The following is a 22,003-nucleotide window of genomic DNA, read 5'->3' as shown; positions in this document are numbered from 1 at the left end:
CCCGTCGCCCACCTACTCTTCTCCCCTCTCTATTGGTCGGAAGGGTAAGAGGGGTATAAGAGTCAGGTTCCTCGGACCTGTCCCGAACGGCTTGATCCGCAAGACAGACACAGACCAGAGATAAGGCACATGGACAAAGGCACGCCGAAGGCCATCCGGCTTCAGGACTATCGCCCGCCGGCGCATCTGATCGACACGGTCGACCTGTTCGTCGATTTGGGCGAGGATGTCACCACCGTCCGCGCGGTGCTCGCGATCCGCCGCAATCCCGACCGGCCGGAGGCGGCGACGGAGCCGCTGTCGCTCGACGGGCAGAGGCTGGATCTGGTGTCGGTGGCGCTGGACGGCCGCACTCTGGGGCCGGACGAATACACCGTCACCCCCGATCACCTGATCGTGCTGGAGGTGCCGGCCAGCTATACGCTGGAGACCGTCGTCCGCATCAAGCCGCAGGAGAACACCGCGCTGGAAGGGCTCTACAAGTCCTCCGGCAACTTCTGCACCCAGTGCGAGGCGGAAGGCTTCCGCAAGATCACCTATTTCGCCGACCGGCCGGACGTGATGGCGCGCTACAGCACCACCATCGCCGCGGACAAGGCGCGCTATCCGGTGCTGCTGTCCAACGGCAACCTCGCCGCTTCCGGCGATCTGGACGGCGGGCGCCACTGGGCGCGCTGGGAGGACCCCTTCCCCAAGCCCTGCTACCTGTTCGCGCTGGTCGCCGGCAGCCTCGTCCATGGCGAGGACCGTTTCCGCACCGCGTCGGGCCGCGACGTGACGCTCCGCATCTATGTCGAGCCGGGGAACGAAGACAAGATCGACCACGCCATGCGCTCGCTGATCAAGTCGATGCGCTGGGATGAAGAGGTCTATGGGCTGGAATACGACCTCGACATCTTCAACATCGTCGCGGTCGGCGACTTCAACATGGGGGCGATGGAAAACAAGTCGCTCAACGTCTTCAACACCAAATACATCCTGGCCAAGCCGGAAACCGCGACTGACACCGATTTCCTCAACATCGAGGCGGTGGTCGCGCACGAGTATTTCCACAACTGGACCGGCAACCGCGTCACCTGCCGCGATTGGTTCCAGCTGTCGCTGAAGGAAGGGCTGACCGTCTTCCGCGATCAGGAATTCTCGTCCGACATGCATTCCCGCGCGGTGAAGCGCATCGCCGACGTCCAGGGGCTGCGCACCGTGCAGTTCCAGGAGGATGCCGGCGCCATGGCCCATCCGGTGCGCCCGGACAGCTATGTCGAGATCAACAACTTTTACACCCCGACCGTCTACAACAAGGGTGCGGAAGTCATCCGCATGATCCACACCCTGCTGGGGCCGGAAAAATACCGCAAGGGCACCGACCTCTACTTCCAGCGCCATGACGGGCAGGCGGTCACCTGCGACGATTTCGTCGCCGCCATGGCCGATGCCAGTGGGGTCGACCTGACCCAGTTCCAGCTGTGGTACCGCCAGTCAGGCACGCCCGAACTCGACATCACCGGCAGTCATGATCCGGCAGCAAAGACCTTCACCCTGACGGTCAGGCAGACGGTGCCGCCGACGCCGGGCCAGCCGACCAAGCAGCCGATGCACATCCCGCTGGTCGTCGGCCTGCTCGGCCCCGACGGCCAGGACCTGCCGCTACGCCTGGACGGCGAGGAGGAGGCCGCCGGCACCAGCCGCATCCTGCATGTCACGGCGGAAAGCCAGAGCTTCACCTTCCGCGACATCGCCGCCCGGCCGGTGCCGTCTCTGCTGCGCGGCTTCTCCGCCCCGGTGAAGCTGAAAACCGACCTGACGGACGCCGACCTCACCTTCCTGATGGCGCACGACAGCGACGCCTTCAACCGGTGGGAAGCCGGGCAGATCCTCGGCACCCGCATCCTGCTCGGCCTCGTCGCCGACCGGCAGGCCGACCGCGAACTGGTTCTGCCGGAGGGCTATGCCGACGCCTTCGCCAGGATCCTGGACGATGCGGAGCGCGATCCCGCCTTCGCCGCCCAGGCGCTGGTGTTGCCGACGGAGGCCTATCTCGGCACCCAGATGCCGGTGGTCGATCCCGACGCCATCCATGCGGTGCGGGAATTCGCGCGCAAGACGATGGCCGGCCGCCTGCGGGCGCGCTTCCTCGATCTCTACCGCCGCAACAGCAGCCAGGAGCCCTTCTCGGTCGATGCCGACGCCATCGGCAAGCGGGCGCTGAAGAACCTCTGCCTCGCCTATCTGATGGCGCTGGAGGACGACGAGGCGCTCGACCTGTGCCTGACGCAGTACCGCACGGCCCAGGGCATGACCGACGAGATCGCGGCGCTGCAGTTCCTGTCCAACGCCGCCTCGCCGGAAGGGGAGACGGCACTGGCCGACTTCTATGCGCGCTGGAAGGGCGAGGCGCTGGTGGTCGACAAGTGGTTCGGCGTGCAGGCGATGTCCAACCGCGCCGACACGCTGGCCCGCGTCACCGCGCTGCTCGGCCATCCGGCCTTCGAGATCCGGAACCCGAACAAGGTCTATGCGCTGATCGGCGGCTTCGCCAACGGCAACCCGGTCCGCTTCCATGACGCGAGCGGTGCCGGTTACCGCTTCCTCGCCGATCAGGTGCTGCGCCTGGACCCGATGAACCCGCAAGTTGCGGCCCGTCTGATGGGTCCCTTCTCCCGTCTGCGGCGCTATGACGCGGCCCGCCAGGGGCTGATGAAGGCCGAACTGCAGCGGATCGTCGCCACGTCGGGCCTGTCGCCGGACGTTTACGAGGTCGCGAGCAAGAGCCTGGCCGCCGCCGGCTGAGACTCGGGACCAAAGGACTATTCCCAAACGCAGGGGCGCAAAAGCAAAGGGCCGGTGGCATCGCCACCGGCCCTTTCGCCGTCCGCAGCGTCCCCCGGCCGCCGGACCGCGGTCTTACTTCTGCTCAGACAGGAAAGCGATCAGGTCGGCGCGCTTGGCGTCGTCCTTCAGGCCGGCGAAAGCCATCGTGCCGCCCGGGACGATCTCCTTCGGCGCCTTGATGTAGGCGTCCAGGTTCTCCGCGGTCCAGACCAGACCGCCGGCGCCCTTTTCCTTCATCGGGGCGGAATACTTGAAGCCCTCGATCGAGGCGGCCGGACGGCCGACGACGCCGAACAGCGACGGGCCGACCTTGTTCTTGCCCTGCTCGGCGGTGTGGCAGGCCATGCAGACCTTGAAGACATCCTTGCCGGCGGCGGCATCGGCCGCCTGGGCGGCACCGGCACCCATCACGACCGCGGCGATGGCGGCAACGCCCATCAACAGCTTCTTCATTCTTCGGCTTCCCTTCCGATGGATCCACCGGCCGACGGCGCCGACCGGAATCGCGCGGCAGCATACACATTCCGAAAGGGTGTCAAACCCCTTTGATGCAGCCGTACGACCAATGAACAATCTGCCACGTCAACTCATCCAAGCAAGCGATGCGAGCAGCACCACAACCACAAGAAGTGCAGCCCACGGCACATAGAAATTGCCGCCGCCAACACCCATGCCGCGCCCGACCGGCAGCGGCAGCGGGATCTCCGGCGGTACTTCCGCCATGCGGCTGGCAGGCCTCGCCGTGGGGGAAGCAGCCGGGGCGGGATCGGAATAGACGGCCGGCCGGACTGCCGGCTGGGGCGCAGCGGCGGTGGCCTCGGGCTCGACGGGCTCGACCGCCGGCGGGACCTCGGCGGGAGCGGGGCCGACGATCTGGGTGAAGCGGGCGAAGAACTCCTCCGCCATCTTGCGGGCTGTGGCGTCGACCAGCCGGGAGCCGATCTGCGCCAGCTTGCCGCCGACCTGGGCCTTGGCGGTGTAGCTCAGCAGCGTGGCGCCGCCATCGTCGGCCAGCGTCACCGTGGCGCCGCCCTTGCCGAAGCCGGCGGCACCGCCCGACCCTTCGCCGGTGATGGTGTAGCCGTTGGGCGGGTCCAGGTCCGACAGGGTGACCTTGCCGGCGAATTTGGCGCTGACCGGGCCGACCTTGGCGACGACCTTGGCCGTCATCTCGGTGTCGGACTGCCGGACCACCTCTTCGCAGCCGGGAATGCACTGGCGCAGGATGTCCGGATCGTTCAGCGCCGCCCACACCGCGTCGCGGCTGGCCTCGATCCGGTGGCTTCCGCTCATGTCCATGGTTCGTGGTTCCTCCAACCCATGTGGCAACCCGGATGCGCCCCGTTGCGGGCGTCGGTTCCCCGGCTGCGGCCGGCGTTACGGTCGAGAATATGGCATAACCGGGCACTGCGACAGCCCCGGCCGCCTCGTCTCATAGTCTTAAGCCGCAGCGGGCATGGTCAGCCGGGAGGCGGCGCCATGCAGGTGCTGACGATCGGCGTGCAGGACGACAGCGAGGCGCCGGCCGGGTAGCTGACCTGCTCCACCGTGCCGCGCGGGCCGATCACCACCGTCGCCTCGCATCCCGGAGCCGTACCGCCGCCGACCGGCACCCCGAAGCCGAGGCCGAGCCCGACGCCGCCGCTGCCGCCGAAGCTGCCGGCCCCGATGCCGATGCTGCTGCCGGGGCTGTAGGCCACCGCCGGATGGGCGACATAGGTGTAGTATTCGCGCCCCGACGCCGTCGCCTGCCGGTCCGGCACGCCGGCGCAGGCCAGCAGGTCGGCCTTTGGCATGCCGATCATGGCGGTCTGGGCGCGGCGCGCGATCTCCGGGTCGGGACCGGTGGCGCAGCCGGCAAGGAGGACGGCCGTGCCGCCGAGAAGGATCATCGCAGCGCCCACGGTCCTTGCCATACGCTTGTCTCGGCCCATCTCTCGTCCTCCACCAGAATATCGTGTCATCGCCGGGTTCTTCTCAACCGGTTGATACAGTGCTGAAACCCCGCCGCTGCCCGTCCGTTCCCGAAGGACGCCGGGCGATGCGGAGCTGCGGCCCGGAAGTGACGGGCGGGTCCGGATTTGCTAGGAGTTCCGTCCCCAGCCCATACCAGCATATCGGGACCGCCGACGCCATGGCCGAGCTTACGCCCCCCTCCCCCTCCTCATCGACCTCCGCCGCGACGGTGTATCTCGCGCTCGGCGGCAATATGGGCGACCGCGCCGCCAACCTCGCCGAGGCGATCCGGCGGCTGGGCGGAGCGGTGCGGATCGACGCGCAGTCCGCCCTCTATGAGACGGCGCCGATGTATGTGACCGACCAGCCGGCCTTCCTGAACATGGCGGTGCGCGGCACCACCGAGTTGGACCCGGTTGCTTTGCTGCGCGTCCTGAAGGAGATCGAGGCATCGCTGGGCCGCGACCTTGGCGGCCTGCGCTTCGGCCCGCGGCCCATCGACGTCGATATCCTGCTCTACGCCGACCGGGTGGTGGTGGAGCCGGATCTGGAGATCCCCCATCCCCGCATGGCGGAGCGCGCCTTCGTTCTCTGCCCGCTGGCCGACATCGCCGCCGGCATCGTCCACCCGCTGCTGAACCGGCGGATCGGCGAACTGTGCGACGAGGTGCCCGGCCGCGAAACCGTCGTCCGCATCGCCGAAGCGCTGTAGCCGGGCGGCCCAAGCGCGGTGGCATGCGGCCTCCGCAACGCCTATAGTGCCGGCCTGAACGCAACGCCGGCGCCCTCTCGCCGGCCGGGAGAGTGTGTTGTCGGACGATAGCGTGAAACGGACCATGCTGGTCCAGCCGGGCGGTGCGCCGCTCACCTACACCATCCTGGTGCGCGGCTTCGCCGCCGCGGTGGCGCTCGCCGGCCGCACCGACCGGCCGGAGGTCGGTTTCGACCTGACATTGACCGTCACCCATCCCGGCCCCGGCTTTCCCGACGACATCGCCGCGGTGATGTCTTACGAGGATATTGTCGAAGACTTGCGTCGTCTTTGTGGCGAATCCAATGTACCCAGTGCCGATTATTTGGCGGACCGCGCCGCGGATTTGTGCCTGTCCCATGCCAAGGTGCGGCGGGTGCAGGTCGATGTCGCCATTCCTGCGGCCGACTCGGGCGGTCCGACCGCCGGCGCCAGCCTGACGCGGGCACGGCCGGGGCAGGACTGAGCGGCCGATCCCCCGGCCGCGGGCCCTAATACTGAAATACACAAAGATATAGCTGACGTTGACAAAAGGACGGGTGACAATACCACTCCGTCTGAGTTATGGTCGCCATATTGTATTTCAGACCCACAATCCGGACCGAAGGGGGTATATCCCCAGAGGCAATCCGGACACCGAAAGCCGAGACGAGCGCGCAGCAGGGATTAGGCCAATCGCCATTGCCGGCTTCGTCCGTACGCCGATCCACCTTCAGGGACGGCAGCGGCACCCGGAGGCCGGACACTAAGGGAGGGACGCATGGACCGAAACACGACGCCGACCCTTTCCGAACTGCTCGAAGATCCGATCGTGATCGCCGTTATGGTGCGCGATGGGATCAGCCCCGACAGTGTCCAGCAGCTTTTCGAGCGCCTCCGCCGGAGCCGTCGAGTACAGGAAGAGCGGCTCGCCGCCTGACCTGCGGGAATCCTGACCCGGGCGTCGCAGACGCCCCGAGATAGATGCGTCACGGACACCCCGACATAGGTGCCGGATAAGGCCCGGTCAGGCAAATCGGCTGGAACCCACGACAGCGAAACGCCGCCCTCCCCCGGAGAGCGGCGTTTCGCATTTCCCGGAGGACAGGCGCTTCATCCCTCCAGAACCGCGCGCACAACCTCCATCACCTCGGCTGGGGTGAAGGGCTTGCGCAGGGTGCGGTGCGCGCCCAGCGCCTCCGCCACCGGCAGCACATCCAGCGACGCGCGGGCACCGCCACCGGAAATCGCAATGATCTTCAGCGACGGCGCACCGCGCCGCAGTTCCATGATCGTCGCCAGCCCTTCCTGGTTCGGCATGAAGATGTCGGTGATGACGAGGTCGAGCGGGCTGTCGGCCGGACGGCTGCGGAACCGCTCCATCCCCTCCACCCCGTCGCTGGCACCGACCGCCTCATGGCCGGCCATCGTCAGCGTGCGCAGCAGAACCGCACGCGCAACGTCGTCGTCATCGATGATCAGAACATTCGCCACCACGCCGCTCCCTGTCACTCGGCCGGATGGGGCGCACCGTGGCCCCCGCCATGCCCGCCGCCCTGCCCGCCATCATGTCCACTGGCCGCCTGCTCCGCCCCGGCAGTGTCGTCCTGCATCGGCTTCTTGCGGGCAAGATAGCTGTAAACGGTCGGCACGACGAACAGGGTCAGCAGCGTGCCGAGCGTCATGCCGCCGACGATGACGGCGCCGATGGCCTGCCGGCTTTCGGCACCGGCCCCCTTGGCATAGGCCAGCGGCACCGCACCCAGCACCATGGCGCCGGTGGTCATCAGGATCGGGCGCAGGCGCAGCACGGCCGCCTCTTCCACCGCCTTGCGGATGTCGGTCCCGGCGCGCTGGAGCTGGTTGGCGAACTCCACGATCAGGATGCCGTGCTTGGTGATCAGCCCGACCAGGGTGACGAGGCCGATCTGGCTGTAGACGTTCATCGTCCCGCCGCTCATCTGCAAGGCCGCCAGCGCACCGGTCATCGACAGCGGCACCGTCAGCATGATGACGAAGGGATCGATGAAGCTCTCGAACTGTGCGGCCAGCACCAGATAGATGAAGGCCAGCGCCAGGATGAAGACGAAGTAGAGACCGGTGGCGGATTCGCGGAACTCGCGGCTCTGCCCGGCATAGTCGGTCTGCGCGGTTGCCGGCAGCACCTTGTTCGCCGCCGCCTGCATGACGGCCAGCGCCTCGCCCAGCGAGGTGCCCGGCGCCAGCGTCGCGGTGATGGTGGCGGAGCGCAGCTTGTTGAAGTGGTTCAGCTCCTTCGGCGCCACCCGCTCCTCGACCTTCACCAGATTGGCGAGCGAGATCATCTGGCCCCCAGAGGATTGATTGGCTCCCCCGGTAACGGAGGTGCCGCCGCGCACATAGATGCCGGCGATGTCGTCCGGGTTGCGGCGGTCGACGTTGGCGACCTGGACGATCACGTCATACTGCTTGCCGTCCTTCTTGAATCTCGTCACCTGCCGGCCGCCCAGCAGGGTTTCCAGCGTCCGGCCGACGGTGTCGACATCTACCCCCAGGTCGGCCGCCTTGTCGCGGTCCAGCGACACCCGCAGCTCCGGCTTGTTCAGCTTCAGGTCGGTGTCGAGGTTGGTCAGGCCGGGGAAGTTGCGCGCCTCCGCCATCATGGCGTTGACCATCGCCTGCAACTCCTCGAAAGGCAGCGAGGTCTGGATGACGAAGTTGACCGGCTTGTCGATCGGGCTCTGGCCCAGCGACGGCGGGTTGGTGACGAAGCCCAGGATGCCGGGGATGCCGAACATCTTGGGGAACAGCTGGGCGGTGATCGCCTGCTGCTTCACCTCGCGCTCGTCCCAGTCGATCAGGCGGACGAAGGCGATGCCCTGATTCACCACGGGGAAGCCGACGACGACGAAGAACTTCTCCAGAACCGGGATCTGGCGGAACAGCGCCTCCATCCGCTGGGCATAGCCCATGGTGTAGTCCAGCGTGGAGCCTTCCGGCGCGATGGCGATGCCGACGATGGTGCCGCGGTCCTCGACCGGCGACAGCTCCGACTTCAGACCGGTGAACAGGACATAGCTGGCGGCGGCGACGCCCAGCCCGATCAGCAGCACCAGCGGCCGTGCCCGCAGGGACAGGCGCAGCAGCCGACGGTAGCCGTTGGTCATCCCCTCCAGGAAGCGTTCGATGGCGCGGTAGAGCAGGCCGTGCTTCGTCTCGTGCTTCAACAGCTTGGAGCACATCATCGGCGACAGGGTCAGCGCCACGAAGCCGGACACGATCACCGCCCCGGCCAGCGTCAGGGCGAACTCGGTGAACAGCCGTCCGGTGCGGCCGGTCATGAAGCCGATGGGGGCGTACACCGCCGCCAGCGTGATGGTCATGGCGATGACGGCGAAACCGATCTCGCGCGAGCCCTTCAGCGCCGCCTGGAAGGGGGGCATCCCCTCTTCCACATAGCGGAATATGTTCTCCAGCATGACGATGGCATCGTCGACGACGAGGCCGATGGCCAGCACCATCGACAGCAGGGTCAGGGTGTTGATGGAGAAGCCCAGCGCGTACATCAGGGCGAAACCGCCGATCAGCGACACCGGGATGGTCACCAGCGGCACCAGTGTCGCCCGCAGCGAGCGCAGGAAGAAGAAGATGACCAGAACGACCAGGACGATCGCTTCGAAGATGGTGTGGAACACCGCGTCGATCGACTTGGCGATGAAGACGGAGCTGTCGTAACCGACATCCACCCCCATGCCGTCCGGCACCGCCGCGCGGATCTTGGGCAGCGCGTCGTTGACCGCCTTCGACACGTCCAGCGGGTTGGCGGTGGACTGCTTCACCACGCCGATGGCGACGGCGCCGCGGCCGTTGAAGCGGGCGCTGACCCGCTCGTCCAGGGCACCCAGCTCCGCCCGGCCAACATCGCGCAGACGGACCAGATAGCCCGCATCGTCGCGCAGGATGATGGCCTCGAACTCCGCCGGGCTGCGCAGGTCGGTTTCCGACACCACGGTGAACTCGCGCGCCACGCTTTCGACGCGGCCGGCCGGAATCTCGACATTCTGCCGGCGCAGCGCGTTCTCGACATCCTGCGGCGTCACCCGGTAGGCGGCCATCCGCTGCGGGTCGAGCCACAGCCGCATGGCGAAGCGGCGCTCACCGAAGATGCGCACCTGCGCCACGCCGGGCAGGTTCTGCAGCCGGTCCTTGACGTAGCGGTCGGCGAAGTCGGTCACCTCCAGCGGCGAATGCCGGTCGGAGGAGAAGGCGAGATAGATGATCGGCTGTGCATCGGCCTCGACCTTGGCGATCACCGGCTCGTCGATCTCGCTGGGAAGCTGGGCGCGGACGCGGCCCACCCGGTCGCGCACGTCGCTGGCGGCGACGTCGACGTTGCGGTCCAGCCGGAAGCGCAGGGTGATCTGCGACTTCTCCGCCCGGCTGATCGAGGACATGACGTCAATGCCCTCGATGCCGGCGAGGCTGTCCTCCAGCGTCTGGGTGACCTGGCTCTCGATGATCTGGGCGGAGGCGCCCTTGTAGGTCGTCTCCACCGTGACGACCGGCTCGTCGATCTTGGGATATTCGCGGACCGACAGGCGCTGGTACGACACGATGCCAATCAGCATCAGGGCGAGGCTCATTACCGTCGCCAGGACGGGACGGCGGATGGAAATGTCGGAGAGGACCATGGCGCGTCAGCTCCCGGCCGGCTTGGCCGGCAGCACCGCCACCGGCACGCCGTCGCGGATCTTCAACTGGCCGGCGGTGACAACCATGTCGCCGGGGGCAAGGCCCTTGGCGATCTCCACCTCCGCATTGCGGCGTTCGCCCAGCACGACGCGGGTCTGGGCGACCTTGCCGTCCACCACCTTGAAGACGAACTGGTCCTTGCCGAAGGCGACGATGGCCTGCTCGGGGATCAGCACCGCGTCCGGCACCGTGGTCAGCGTCAGCGACACGCGGGCGAACAGGCCGGGACGCAGCGAGCCGTCGGGATTCGGCACGCGGGCGCGGATCGCCAGGGCGCGGCCGTTCACATCGACCAGCGGATCGATGGCGTAGACGGTGCCATCGAAGCTGCGCCCGCCGAAGGCGTCCACCGCCACCTTCACCGTCTGGCCGACCTTCACCGCCGGCAGGAACATCTCCGGCACGCGGAAGTCCAGCTTCAGCGTGTCGATGTCCTCCAGATTGACGATGTCCTTGCCGGCCTGGACGAAATCGCCGACCGACGCCTTGCGCAGGCCGAGAACCCCATCGAAGGGGGCGGCGATCACCTGCTTGTCGAGCTGCGCCTTGGCCAGTTGCACCGCCGCCTCGTCGGCCAGCAGCTTGGCCGAGGCCTGCTCCCGGTTGCGCAGGGGGCCGGTGTTCTGGCGCACAAGCTGGTCGGCGCGCGACAGTTCGGCGCGGGAGAAGGCGATGCTCGCCTGCGCCTGGGCCAGGGTGGCGCGGGCGATTGCGTCGTCCAGCCGGACCAGCACCGTGCCCTTCGTGACGCGCTGCCCCTCCTTGAAGGCGATCTCGCTGATGCGGCCGGCGATCTCGGGCCGGACGACCACCGATTCGTTGGACAGCAGCGAGCCGACGGCGGTCACCGTCCGCTCGACCGTGCCGACGCGGACCTGGGCGGCCTCCACCGGCATCGGCGGGGCGCCCCCCGGCGGCTTGGAGGCCCCGGCGGCCCCACCGGAGGCGCCGCCCTGGGCCGGCGCGCCGCCGGACAGGGCACCGTTCACCATCGCGGTCAGACCGGCAACGGTCCCGCCCTGCTTCACGAAATACCAGTAGGCCCCGCCGGCGAGTGCCGCCAGGACGAGGAGTGCAGCGATGCGAAGCGTGTGGCGCATGGGCCGGGATCCGGGCGGGTTTCGCTTTGCCGCAGTGCAACCGACGGGGGCACCAGGCAAACTGAACTATATCGTTCAGTTCACATCCGGAGTCGAGAAGGTTCAGCGATCCGAACCGTCCATATGCACCGCATCTTTATGACCGCCCGCATCCCTATGCCCGCCAACTTCTTCGGTCTTTGCGGTTTCGAGCTTTCCCGCCCGCATCGGCACCGTCCGGCCGCCGCACAGCGTCACCCACAGGTCGGCCGGATCGCCGGCCATGACCGGCGCATCAGCGTCCATTCGCCGCACCCCGCCACCGTCGAGGTCGAGCCCCGGTGCGCAGCAGGGCGACTCGCCGGCCGGCACCAGGGCGCGGACCCGGCCGTTCTCGATCCGGATATCGCGCAATCCGTCGTGAACGCGCGCGTTCTTCAGCCAGAATTTTCCATTGGCGGGGATGCGGGCGAGGCAGCAGGTCGGGGCATTCATGGGAGTCTACCCGTGTCCGGTCCGGCGATGTGCGACGCAACAAAGCTGACACAGAATGGTAAAGCAAAGCCAGCGGGAGCTGGGCGGCTCAGGTCTTTACCCCCACTCCAGCACCAGGAATTCCTGGAAATTGGCGCAGCGGCCGGCCTTGAACGCAGCCTCATAGGCGGCGTTGCGGGCGCGCTTGGCGGCGATGGCCTGGGTGAAGCGCCGGCGAAGCCCGTCGTCCCGGATGCCCAGCCCGTCGCCGTCCAGCCGGTCCAGCACATGGCGGTAGCAGCGCTCCGCACGCGCGCCACTGTCGGCGGAAAAGGTGATGGAGCCGGCGCGCTGCCGGTATTCATAGAAGGGCGTCGCCACCAGCGGCACCGGCCCGGTGGCGTCGAGAAGCCGGACGTTGAAGACCACGTCGTCGCAGAAATCCACGTCGTCGTCCCAGCCCGGCACCAGATGGCGCCGCACCACCGGGAACATCGGCACGGAGGTCGCCAGGAAGCCGTCGCCATCCAGCAGGGCCGGCGCCTGCCCGTCCTCATACAGGTGCTGCAACGGCGAATCGTCCTCGTCGCGGACCACGGCGACATTGTCGAAGGCGGCACCGTTGCCGAGCGCCAGCGGCACGAGCGCGGACAACCGGCCGGGGCGGAAACGGTCGTCGGCATCCAGCGGCGCCACCAGCGCCAGCCGCGCCGCCGCCAGCCCGGCGTTGCGCGCCGCAGGCGCCCCGGCGCCCACCCGGCCGGTGCCGGTGAAGACCAGCCGCGGATCGTCGATCCCGGCGGCCAGCAGGGTCGGACGGTAATCGGTGCCGTCGTCGCTGACGATCACCGCCTCCCATGCCGTCCAGTCCTGCTCCAGCAGGCTTCGGACCGCGCGGGCGATGGTGTCGTGGGCGCGGTGGGCCGCGATGATGACGGAAACGCCGAAGGAGGGGTCCTGCCCTGTTCCAGTCACGCCCATAGCACTGCACTCCAGGCCCGTCCGCCGGCAGAGTTTGGCGTCGCTACGCAAAGGTCGTCAATGGCCTGAACCGGATTTCGCGCCTCCCCTTACCGGCAGCGTTGCCGCATGGTAGGAAGAGTGGTCGTGCCTGCGATGTCGGAGAGGACAGCCTTTTGTCGGACGGGTCGAACAGTGGAACATCGCCGGAAAACTGTTGCACGGCGTTTCAAACGTCCCATCCGGCCGCAGCCCGACCCATCGATTTTGGCCCGGCGGACGTTGAACATGAAGCCCGGACGGGCTATGTGGTGAAGCAGGCAAGGCGCATGCGGCAGCGGGACGGCAGTCGGGGCATTCCTCCGGCGGCGAATCCCGGTCCCGATACCCCGCTTCCGATACCAGGGAGAAGAACATCAATGGCGCAGGTCGGATACACCCGGTTCGACGATGAACCCGAAAAGGAACCGGACGAGAAGTCGAAGGAAAGCGCCCAGCCGCAGTTCGCCGCCGTGCAGCAGAGCCTGTTCAAGGCGCGCACGGTCCTGATCTTCGGTCAGATCGACATGAAGCTGGCGCAGGTCGTGTCGGCCCAGCTGCTGGCGCTCGCGCATGAGAGCGACGACGACATCACCGTCGTGGTCAACTCGCCGGGCGGCCATGTCGAGGCGGGCGACACCATCCACGACATGATCCGCTTCATCAAGCCGCGGGTGAAGATGCTGGGCACAGGCTGGGTCGCCAGCGCCGGCTGCCACATCTATCTGGCGGCGAAGAAGGAAGACCGCTTCTGCCTGCCCAACACCCGCTTCCTGATCCACCAGCCGCTGGGCGGAACGGGCGGCCGGGCGACGGACATCGCCATCGAGGCGAAGGAAATCATCCGCATGCGCGAGCGTCTGAACAAGATCATCGCGCGTGAGACCGGGCAGCCGTTCGAAAAGGTCGCCAAGGATACGGACCGCAACTATTGGATGCTGGCCGACGAGGCCAAGGAGTACGGCATCGTCAGCCACGTCATCGACACGATGGACGAGCTGAAGTAAAAGTTCCGCGTCAGCCGTAAGAATCGGGGCCTTTCTCCAAATGGGAGGAAGGCCCTTTTTCTTTTGGAAAATGGGAAACACATCGGCCGGCGAGGGCGTTGATCCGCCACAACATCCACGAAAGATGGAGCCAACCGATGAAACGCTATCTCGTTCTGGGCTGCACCGCCGCGCTGCTCGCCGCCACGCCCGCGCTCGCCGCCTCGGACCACAGCGTGACCAAGTCGAACAACCCGTCGGTTGCGGCGATCGACGACAGCGTCGACCCGGCTCTGATGAAGCTGCACGTCGACCAGCTGAAGGGCAAGGATATCTACGGCGCCAAGGGCGAGAACATGGCGGAGGTCGAAGACGTCGTCCGTTACAACAACAAGCTCTACGCCGTGATCGACGTCGACCATACCATCGACGTCAGCGACAAGGACGTGGTCCTGCCGCTGAACAAGCTGCACATGAAGGGCGACAAGCTCACCCTCGACATGACCGAGCAGCAGCTCCAGGGCCTGGAGAAGTGGCAGAAGGGCCGCTACGAGACCGTCAAGGGCAAGGGTCCGCTGAGCGAACTGTCGCACTGAGTTCGCCCATGGAAAAAGGCGGCGGAGGGGGAACCCTCCGCCGCCTTTTCCTTATTGGAGCGGTGTCCGGATTAGACCGACAGGTTCAGCAAAGACCCGCGCGGCTGGTAGCCCTGCGCATTCACCCGGGCGGCGAGCGTACCCGCGGTGGTGTCGACCGCCTGATTGCCCTGGGTGGCGGTGCGGGCGTCGCGGGTTTGGTCGGACTTGCCGGCCGCCTGGGGGGCCGCGACGGTCTGCGTCCGCACCGCAGGCGCGGTCTGCTGGGCCGCCTGGACCGCCGGGGACATGGCGACCTGCGCCGCGGGCGTCAGCTGCGGGGTTGGCTTCAGCGTCTGGTAGGACGGTATGGCCGGGTTGACTTGCATGGTCGAATTATGCGCTCACCCGGCGCAGGATTCAAGACGCCCAGCCGTAGCTTGCCTTCGCATGTTCACGGCGTTTCGGGCACCGCGGACGGCGTCGAGGCCACGGACGGCGACACCGGCTTCGATTGCTTCGGCGGCTGCCGGCGGGTCCGCCGCCGCTCCAGCACCAGCGCCAGAGCCAGCAGCGCGGCGACCCCGACCAGATTGACCGCCAGCACCATCAGCGCACCGTCCTCCGCGACCAGCAGGGCGGAGCCGGCGATGGACAGCACCACGCCGACGCAGAAGACCGGCAGCGAATGTCGGCCGCAGGCGACCAGCAGGCGGGCGGGGGCGGAGCGCAGCCATCCCGCATCCCGCGGCACCAGCAGGGCCGCCGCACAGGCCAGCGCCAGGAAATGCAGGAGCCGCATCGGCCCCAGCGTGTCCTTGTCGGCCCATGGGATCGTCTCCTCCGGCAACCAGCCCCGGAGCGCCGCCGGCGTCACGGCATGGCCGATGTCGGAGGCGGCGAACTTCCACACCGCCATGCCGCCGAGCAGCGCCAGCACGGCCGTCAGCAGCCAGCGCGACTGCGGCAGCCGGACCCGCCCGCTGCGCACCACCAGCGCCAGGGCGGTGCCCAGGAAGAACACACATTGCCAAGCCAGCGGGCTGAAGTTCCAGTCCTCGTCCCACAGGTTGGGCGGCACCAGCCCGGGGGCTGCCTGCGCGACCAGATAGAGCAGGACCGACAGCGCGACCGCCGCATAGCCGAAGCGGGCATAACTCCACAGGAACAGCGGCGCCACCGCCACAAGCAGGATGTAGAGCGCCAGGATGTCGAAGGCGAAGGGCAGATACATCAGCACCAGGGTCCACGCCAGCGCCGTGACCGGGGTGTCGAACAGCGGCGCGAAGCTTTCCAGACGGTTCGATGCCTCCATTGGCAGGTCGCCGATATACACGGCGAAGGCCACCACCAGCGCGCTGACCAGCATGGTCAGGATGTTGGCGACCCAAAGCTGACGGCAGCGGTCGAGCGCCTTGCGCTGGCAGGCTGCGAACCCGCGCTCCGCCAGCACCGGGCCATAGGCGAGTGCGATGGCATAGCCGGAGATGAAGACGAAGATCTCGGCCGAATCCGACGGTCCGAAACGGGCGGGCATCAGCTTCGCCAGCGGATTCCCGCCGACATGGTTGATGAAGATGATCAGAAGGGCCACGCCCTTGAAAAGATCGAGCCGGGCGTCGCGTGTCTGACGTTGCTGCATGCAGCCCTCGCCTCTCCTGCTGTCGCGGGCTCCTGTGCCCGTGTGGAAGCGGCCCCGGTGGGGGTCAGCAGACGAATCGCTACGGTGCCTGACTACCTTGGGTCGGGCACCGCCACGACGGATGTAGCCCAACCATGGGCAATTTCGCCGGCGGGGTGTCCAACGCGATGGGGGAATCCTTCCAACGCGGCGCGGGAGGGGAAAAGCGTTAAACCCTTCTCGGGAGGGGTGTGGGAAACAACCCCTTATCGGGGAGCCGCAGGAACTGCGGACGGATGGGCCTGTTGGGGGGCCAGGACCATGTCAGGTGATACATGGAGAGCCGCCCGATGATCGCCGCCGATCCGCTGCCGCACCCGCTTCCACTGTCGGATCTGCCTCGGGGGCCGGGGCGGACCCTGCTCCTTGGCGGCTTCAGCCTGGGCTTTGCGCTGGGCGGGTTCTTCGACGGGATTATGCTGCACCAGATCCTGCAATGGCACCATCTGCTGTCCGGCCTCGCCAGCCCTGCCTATGCCGACATCGCGGTGCAGATCCTGGCCGACGGGCTGTTCCACACCCTGATGTACCTCATCGCCGCCGTCGGGCTGTGGCTGCTGTGGCGCGGGCGGGCGGGTCTGGCCATTGTCGGCGGGCGCCGGCTGGTGGGCTGGGCTCTGCTGGGCTTCGGTGTCTGGCACATGCTGGACGGACTGGTGTCCCACTGGCTGCTCGGCCTGCACCGCATCCGCATGGACGTCGAGAACAAGCTGTTCTGGGATCTGCTGTGGTTCTTCGTCTTCGGCGTCGCGGTGATGCTGGCCGGATGGCTGTTGACGCGAACGCCGAGCGGAGCATCGGGCGGAAGCGGCCTTCGCCGAGCCACAGTTCCGGTGCTGCTGGCGCTTGCCGTGGGAACCGCGGGAACGGTCGCCGCTCTGCCGCCGCGGGGCGCCACCACCGCCCTGGTGCTGTTCCGCCCGGACACCACCCCGGACGAGGCACTTGCGGCGCTGGCGACCGTCGACGGACGCACGGTGTGGAGCGACCCCACCGGCCGGCTCTGGGCCATCGACCTGCCCGGCGGCAGCACGGCCGGTCTCTACCGCCACCTCTATCGGCGGGGGGCATTGCTGGTCGGCAACGGCGTGGTCCCGGCCGGCTGCCTGGACTGGTTCAGGCCCGCTCCCGAACAGGCCGGGCCGGCTGGGATCCCGCCGGCTGCGCTTTAACCGGCTTCCGGGTCGTCTGGGCCGCGCGGCCGGCCAGCACCGCCTTGCGGATGGTCTGCAGTGCCGCCACCTCGATCTGGCCGATGCGCTGGCGCGACAGGTTGAAGCGCCGGCTCAGTTCGTCGGCGGGAACCGGTTCGTCCAGCAGGCGGCGCGCAATCAGGATCTGGCGGTCGCGTTCCGTCAGCTTCTCCAGCCCCAGCGCGATCAGGCGCTTTTGCTGAATGCGCTCCTCTGTCTCCGCCAACGCGGTCTCTTGGTCGGCGCGGTCGTCGGCCAGCAAATCCTGCCACTCCATCTCGCTCTCTTCGCCCACCGTGGCATTGAGCGAGTGGTCCGCGGCGAGGCGGCGGTTCATTTCCACCACATCGCGTTCAGGCAGGTCGAGTTCGGTCGCTATGGCCGCCGCCGCTTCCGGCGACAGGTCGCCGCTGTCCAATTCCTTCAACTTGGCCTTCAGATGGCGCAGGCCGAAGAACAAGGTGCGGTGCGCGGTGGTCGAACCGATCTTCACCAGCGACCAGTTCTGCAGGACATGGTCCTGGATCGCCGCGCGGATCCACCAGTGGGCATAGGTCGAGAAGCGGAACCCCTTCTCGGGATCGAACTTCCGGGCGGCGCGCATCAGCCCGATGTTGCCCTCCGCCACCAGATCGGCCAGCGGCAGGCCATAGCGCTGGAACCGCTTGGCGACGCCGACCACCAGACGCAGGTGCCCGCCGATCAGCCGGTCCAGCGCCTCGGCATCGTCATGGTCGCGCCAGCGGCGGGCAAGCTCCCGCTCCTCCTCCGGCGTCAGGAGGTCGTAACGGCGCATGTCCTTCAGGAAAAGGGTCAGCGGTTCGGCCGACCGGATTTCCGCAAGCGGTTGGTGAGTGAGCGGTTGGCTCTTGTTCGGCATGGAAAACTCCCTGCCCCGACCGCCCATCGCTCCGCAAAGCCGCCATCCGCCCTCCCGGTCAGCCGCAGGCCGGAGAGGAAACGGATCGGTCGGCGTCTGGCCCGGAGCCGGCTGCCATCGCGCCAATGCGCGGGGAGCGTCGCACGGAGGACGCCAGATTCAAGGATGTCGGGGACCACGCTGATGTGGGGTCTTATGCAGCCGAATCAAGGCCGCCGCAGGTTTCTTAGGACTCCGTTGCCGGGCGTATGCTGGCGGCACGCGGATGACCGCGCAGCCGTTCGGTCAGGCGCTGGAAGGCGACGAACAGCACGGCACGAAGACGATGCCGATCACCATCGCCGCCACCATGCCGCTGAACACGGTGGTGCCAATCGACCGCCGCCAGCAACAGGGTGGCGGCGACGATGGCGCCGCTGGCCTGCCCCATCGCCTGGGCCGACGCCTCCGGCGCCGACAGCTCAAGATGCTCCTCCATCACCCGGCGGACATTCTCCACCACGACAATGGCATCGCCGACGACGAGGCCGATGGTGAGGATCAGTGCGAACAGCGTGATGATGTTGGCGCTGTATCCCAGAACCAGCAGGACGGCGAAGACGCCGATGATCGACACCGGGATCGCCAGCGTCAGGATCAGCGTCGCCCGCCAGTCCTGGTGGAAGACGTGGATGACCACCACCACCAGCAGGAAGGTGATGCCCAAAGTCAGCACGATCTCTTCGATGGTGGCGGCGTCGCGGTCGGCGAGCGCCTGATCGAACTGCGCCCGCGGGAGGTTGCCGCGCTGGCCGACGTTCTGCTCCCTGCACACCGGGGCGTGGCGACAGGGGCAACAGATCGGATTTGCCGGGGTCGGCGACAGCCGTTGCGCGGCAGCGCAAAAGGATGAGCGCGGAAGAATTAGGTCCTCTCCCGCTTTCGGCCAATCGCGGGGCTTTCATGCGGCACATGGGCCGGCACGGCGTGGGCGCCGCGCAAAAACCCTGTCACTGCAACGGCCAGAGCCATTCTCCGCCGCAAGTACGGCGAGCAGAGCGGGGCCGTGGCGGAGTATTACTCCGGCCGAGGCTCCGTTTGCGCCATGGTGAACGGCGTATGCGGAAAATCGTGACACGACGTCAGGGAACAAGAAGGCCCGCTGTTGATTGTTCTTCACATGACCCAGCTGTCGCTTGCCGTGCGGCAGGACAGTACAGGCCGCACCGGGCGGCGGGTCGCCAACATCGAAGCGTAATCGAGAAGGATGGCAACCATGCGTGGGATTTCGAAGATCGTCATGACCGCCACTGCGGCCGGCGCCCTGTTCGCGCTCAGCGCCTGCGGCAGCACCGAAACCTCGCGGACGGCCACCGGCGCCGGCTCGGGTGCAGTGGCCGGTGCCGTCGTCGGCGGTCCGGTCGGTGCGGTGGTCGGCGGCGTCGGCGGCGCGGTGGCCGGCAACACCATGGACGAGAGCCTGAGCAAGAAGACCGACCGCGTGACCGACCGCGCCACGGCCGAAGTGAAGGACGAGACCTCGGGCAGCTCCACGCGCCGGTCGTCGGCCAACCATTCCGGCAGCATGGCCTCCAGCACCCGGCTGAGCCACGATCAGGTCCGCGAGCTCCAGCAGGCGCTGAACGACCGCAACGACGGGCGTGACATCGCCGTCGATGGCGTCTGGGGCGCCGGCACCCGCAGCGCCCTGATGAAGTTCCAGCGTGACAACGGCCTGCGCGTCACCGGCCGCGCCGACCAGCAGACGATGTCCGCCCTGAACATGGGCAGCACCGGTCAGGCCACCTCGGGCAGCACGACCGGCAACACCACGGGCAACACCACCGGGACGACCGGCACGACGAACAACACCACGCCGGGCGCCACCGGCACGACCGGCACCCAGCAGTAACGGCAGCTCAAGGCCGTAACCGCATCGCCGGTTCCGGGGCATCGCGACGGCAGGCAGCCGCCGCGGCGTCCCGGAACCGGCGATGTCGTTTTACCGGTGCCGTCATTTTCCGGTCAGTCCCGGCCCCAGAGCCCACGCTCGCCCAGATCCTCGCCACGCTGGCGTTCCAGCGCCTGGGAATAGCGGCGCAGCGCAAAGGACTCCGTCACATAGCCGATGATCCGCCGGTCGGTGGGGGAGGACAGCACCGGCAGGGCCTCCACCTCCTCGCTGCCGAAGCGGTTCAGCACGGTGCGGGCGTCATCGCCCGGCATCAGGACGGCGTCGGCCTTGCTGGCGAGCGAGCCGACGCGGGTTTCGGTGGCGGCGGTGTCCTGTTCCGGGTCGTGGACGACCGACATGTCGACCATCCCGGCATAACGGCCCATCTCGTCCACCGCGAAGACCGCCTTGGTGGAGCCCAGCGGGTAGAGACGGCGCAGCGCCTCCACCGTCAGGGTGGCCGGCACCGTCTTGGCGTCCCGGCGCATCAGCCGGAAGGCCGTCAGCTCCGACAGCCAGCCGACATCGTAGGCCCCGCGGATCGGCACGCCGCGCAGGTGGAAACGCCAGGTAGCAAAGGAGTAGCCGAATGCCTGCCGGACCACGGTGGTCGACAGCACGACCCCGATCAGCACGCCCGACGCCGCCCACAGATCCTGGGTCGTCTCCAGCACCAGAAGCACCATTGTGACCGGCGCGCCGACGACGCCGGCGGCGACCGACCCCATGCCGACCAGCAGCAGCAGGCCGCCGTCGATCCCCAGCCCGGGCAGGAAGGTCGCGATGGCCTGTCCCAGCAGGCCGCCGAACAGCCCACCGATGAACAGCGAGGCGCTGAACAGGCCGCCGCGGAACCCCGAGCCAAGCGACACCGCCGAGGCGAGGATCTTCGCCACCAGCGTCAGGGCCAGCGCCAGCGCGCCGCCAGCCAGTTCCGGCGGCACCGCGCCGGGGCCGCTGCCCATCACCGCCGGAACCGCCAACGACAGCGCGCCGACCGCCAGCCCGCCGATGGCCGGGCGCATCCAGCGCGGAACCGGCAGACGGTTGAAGCCGCGTTCGGCCATCGTCACCGCCTGCATGGCGAGGATGCTGAGCCAGCCGGCCAGGAAGCCGACGACGCCGCAGGCGGCATAATCCCAACCGGCGATCTCCACAGGCCGGCCAAGCGCCAGCGGCACCTCGCCGCCGGTCAGCAGGGCCGACGCCGCCACCCCCAGCGCCGCAGCCGCCCCGACCGGGGCCAGCACCGCCAGCGTGTAGCCGCCCAGCACCAGTTCGAAAGCGTAGAAGGCCCCGGCGAGCGGCGCATGGTAGGCCGCGGCGATGGCCGCCGCCGCCCCGCAGCCGACCATGGTGCGCAGATCGGCCCGGCGCAGCCGCAGCCGCTGGCCCAGCGACGAGGCCAGCCCGGCGCCGGCCTGGGTATAGGCCGCCTCCATGCCGACCGATGCGCCCGACGCGTTGGACAGGGCGGTGGTCACCGTCAGGCGCAGGCTGTCGACCAGCGACATCTTGCCGCCATAGAGCGCGTTTGCCTCCACCGCGTCGACGATGGCGTTGGGGCGCCATCGACGCACCAGCACCGACAGGATGCCCAGCAGCAGCCCGCCCACCACCGGCACGCCGAGGGTGCGCAACAGGTCCGGCGCGCCCTGCCCCAGCCGCTCGCCGTCGGGCAGATCGAAGGCCAGCGTCTGCATCAGCAGCACCGCCTCATGCAGCAGACCGACCGCCAGACCGACCGCGCCGCCGACAAGCGCTGCCAGCACGACAACGGCGAGCGTGCTGTTGCGCACGCTCCAACGCTCGGACACGGTGGTGGCGGCGGACGCATCGAGCGTCGCATAGGGATCGCTTCCGGCGCGGGCGTTGTCGCCCACGCCGTCGATTGACGCGGAGTTGTCAGGCATGGTCACGCTGATTGAAGGCCCTTCCGTATAGGGTCAATGGACCG

General features: G+C 68.0%; 21 protein-coding genes. 8 read left to right on the top strand and 13 right to left on the bottom strand.

Annotated features, from left to right (window positions below; translation table 11 throughout):
• The first annotated feature begins 129 nt into the window (after nt 1–129).
• Nucleotides 130–2,787: an aminopeptidase N gene (pepN, locus tag GBZ48_RS15340; RefSeq protein ID WP_174471821.1), complete on the top strand. Its 2,658-nt coding sequence runs from the start codon at nt 130–132 to the stop codon at nt 2,785–2,787.
• Between the two features lie 114 nt (nt 2,788–2,901).
• Here the strand turns inward: pepN and GBZ48_RS15335 are convergent, their stop codons facing one another.
• From GBZ48_RS15335 to GBZ48_RS15325, 3 genes are all read right to left on the bottom strand, one after another.
• On the bottom strand, nt 2,902–3,282 hold the full coding sequence (locus tag GBZ48_RS15335; protein ID WP_109048171.1) for a c-type cytochrome: 381 nt from the start codon (nt 3,280–3,282) through the stop codon (nt 2,902–2,904).
• 129 nt (nt 3,283–3,411) lie between these two features.
• Nucleotides 3,412–4,128, bottom strand: coding sequence for an SRPBCC family protein (locus GBZ48_RS15330; RefSeq protein ID WP_174471820.1), 717 nt, complete (start codon nt 4,126–4,128; stop codon nt 3,412–3,414).
• A 161-nt stretch (nt 4,129–4,289) separates the two neighbouring features.
• Nucleotides 4,290–4,745, bottom strand: coding sequence for a hypothetical protein (locus GBZ48_RS15325; RefSeq protein ID WP_098737575.1), 456 nt, complete (start codon nt 4,743–4,745; stop codon nt 4,290–4,292).
• Between the two features lie 218 nt (nt 4,746–4,963).
• Here GBZ48_RS15325 and folK point away from each other — a divergent pair, with 218 nt between their 5' ends.
• From folK to GBZ48_RS15310, 3 genes are all read left to right on the top strand, one after another.
• Entirely contained in the window at nt 4,964–5,497 is a 534-nt protein-coding gene (folK, locus tag GBZ48_RS15320) for a 2-amino-4-hydroxy-6-hydroxymethyldihydropteridine diphosphokinase (protein ID WP_174471819.1), read from the top strand.
• Nucleotides 5,498–5,594: 97 nt separating this feature from the next.
• Nucleotides 5,595–6,002, top strand: a complete 408-nt coding sequence (locus GBZ48_RS15315; RefSeq protein ID WP_246307201.1) for a tunnelling fold family protein — start codon at nt 5,595–5,597, stop codon at nt 6,000–6,002.
• A gap of 294 nt (nt 6,003–6,296) precedes the next feature.
• The gene (locus tag GBZ48_RS15310) at nt 6,297–6,455 is read left to right on the top strand and encodes a hypothetical protein (protein WP_167421726.1); all 159 of its coding nucleotides are present in this window, start codon (nt 6,297–6,299) and stop codon (nt 6,453–6,455) included.
• 173 nt (nt 6,456–6,628) lie between these two features.
• Here the strand turns inward: GBZ48_RS15310 and GBZ48_RS15305 are convergent, their stop codons facing one another.
• From GBZ48_RS15305 to GBZ48_RS15285, 5 genes are all read right to left on the bottom strand, one after another.
• Nucleotides 6,629–7,009, bottom strand: coding sequence for a response regulator (locus GBZ48_RS15305; RefSeq protein ID WP_174471818.1), 381 nt, complete (start codon nt 7,007–7,009; stop codon nt 6,629–6,631).
• 14 nt (nt 7,010–7,023) lie between these two features.
• Nucleotides 7,024–10,185, bottom strand: coding sequence for an efflux RND transporter permease subunit (locus tag GBZ48_RS15300; protein WP_174471817.1), 3,162 nt, complete (start codon nt 10,183–10,185; stop codon nt 7,024–7,026).
• A 6-nt stretch (nt 10,186–10,191) separates the two neighbouring features.
• Nucleotides 10,192–11,346 carry an efflux RND transporter periplasmic adaptor subunit gene (locus GBZ48_RS15295; protein ID WP_174471816.1) on the bottom strand — a complete coding sequence of 385 codons (1,155 nt, stop codon included), beginning with the start codon at nt 11,344–11,346 and terminating at the stop codon, nt 10,192–10,194.
• A 102-nt stretch (nt 11,347–11,448) separates the two neighbouring features.
• The gene (locus GBZ48_RS15290; RefSeq protein ID WP_246307200.1) at nt 11,449–11,820 is read right to left on the bottom strand and encodes a hypothetical protein; all 372 of its coding nucleotides are present in this window, start codon (nt 11,818–11,820) and stop codon (nt 11,449–11,451) included.
• A 96-nt stretch (nt 11,821–11,916) separates the two neighbouring features.
• Nucleotides 11,917–12,780 (bottom strand): glycosyltransferase family 2 protein, encoded by an 864-nt coding sequence (locus GBZ48_RS15285; RefSeq protein WP_174471815.1) that lies wholly within the window; start codon nt 12,778–12,780, stop codon nt 11,917–11,919.
• A gap of 398 nt (nt 12,781–13,178) precedes the next feature.
• Here GBZ48_RS15285 and GBZ48_RS15280 point away from each other — a divergent pair, with 398 nt between their 5' ends.
• Together GBZ48_RS15280 and GBZ48_RS15275 are read left to right on the top strand one after the other, a co-directional pair.
• The gene (locus GBZ48_RS15280) at nt 13,179–13,805 is read left to right on the top strand and encodes an ATP-dependent Clp protease proteolytic subunit (protein ID WP_174471814.1); all 627 of its coding nucleotides are present in this window, start codon (nt 13,179–13,181) and stop codon (nt 13,803–13,805) included.
• A 137-nt stretch (nt 13,806–13,942) separates the two neighbouring features.
• Complete coding sequence (locus GBZ48_RS15275) at nt 13,943–14,380, top strand: PRC-barrel domain-containing protein (RefSeq protein WP_174471813.1); 438 nt, start codon at nt 13,943–13,945, stop codon at nt 14,378–14,380.
• Between the two features lie 71 nt (nt 14,381–14,451).
• Here GBZ48_RS15275 and GBZ48_RS15270 read toward each other — a convergent pair whose 3' ends face one another.
• Nucleotides 14,452–14,748: a hypothetical protein gene (locus tag GBZ48_RS15270; RefSeq protein ID WP_098737565.1), complete on the bottom strand. Its 297-nt coding sequence runs from the start codon at nt 14,746–14,748 to the stop codon at nt 14,452–14,454.
• 65 nt (nt 14,749–14,813) lie between these two features.
• On the bottom strand, nt 14,814–16,001 hold the full coding sequence (locus tag GBZ48_RS15265) for an OpgC family protein (RefSeq protein ID WP_174471812.1): 1,188 nt from the start codon (nt 15,999–16,001) through the stop codon (nt 14,814–14,816).
• Nucleotides 16,002–16,330: 329 nt separating this feature from the next.
• Here GBZ48_RS15265 and GBZ48_RS15260 point away from each other — a divergent pair, with 329 nt between their 5' ends.
• Nucleotides 16,331–17,212: a DUF2243 domain-containing protein gene (locus GBZ48_RS15260; protein ID WP_174471811.1), complete on the top strand. Its 882-nt coding sequence runs from the start codon at nt 16,331–16,333 to the stop codon at nt 17,210–17,212.
• Here the strand turns inward: GBZ48_RS15260 and GBZ48_RS15255 are convergent.
• Together GBZ48_RS15255 and GBZ48_RS15250 are read right to left on the bottom strand one after the other, a co-directional pair.
• On the bottom strand, nt 17,157–18,113 hold the full coding sequence (locus GBZ48_RS15255; RefSeq protein ID WP_174471810.1) for an RNA polymerase factor sigma-32: 957 nt from the start codon (nt 18,111–18,113) through the stop codon (nt 17,157–17,159). The genes GBZ48_RS15260 and GBZ48_RS15255 overlap by 56 nt on opposite strands.
• Before the next feature lie 226 nt (nt 18,114–18,339).
• Nucleotides 18,340–18,927 carry an efflux RND transporter permease subunit gene (locus GBZ48_RS15250; RefSeq protein WP_343049550.1) on the bottom strand — a complete coding sequence of 196 codons (588 nt, stop codon included), beginning with the start codon at nt 18,925–18,927 and terminating at the stop codon, nt 18,340–18,342.
• Between the two features lie 441 nt (nt 18,928–19,368).
• Here GBZ48_RS15250 and GBZ48_RS15245 point away from each other — a divergent pair, with 441 nt between their 5' ends.
• Nucleotides 19,369–20,004, top strand: coding sequence for a peptidoglycan-binding domain-containing protein (locus GBZ48_RS15245; protein ID WP_174471809.1), 636 nt, complete (start codon nt 19,369–19,371; stop codon nt 20,002–20,004).
• 113 nt (nt 20,005–20,117) lie between these two features.
• Here GBZ48_RS15245 and GBZ48_RS15240 read toward each other — a convergent pair whose 3' ends face one another.
• A complete protein-coding gene (locus GBZ48_RS15240; RefSeq protein ID WP_174471808.1) occupies nt 20,118–21,959 on the bottom strand; it encodes a chloride channel protein in 1,842 nt (613 codons plus the stop codon).
• Nucleotides 21,960–22,003 lie beyond the last annotated feature (44 nt).

It is taken from the genome of Azospirillum melinis, from assembly GCF_013340935.1.
Classification (GTDB): Bacteria; Pseudomonadota; Alphaproteobacteria; order Azospirillales; family Azospirillaceae; genus Azospirillum; species Azospirillum melinis.
The sequence above is the reverse complement of the archived record's forward strand: the minus strand, read 5'-3'. Positions and strand labels throughout refer to the sequence as shown.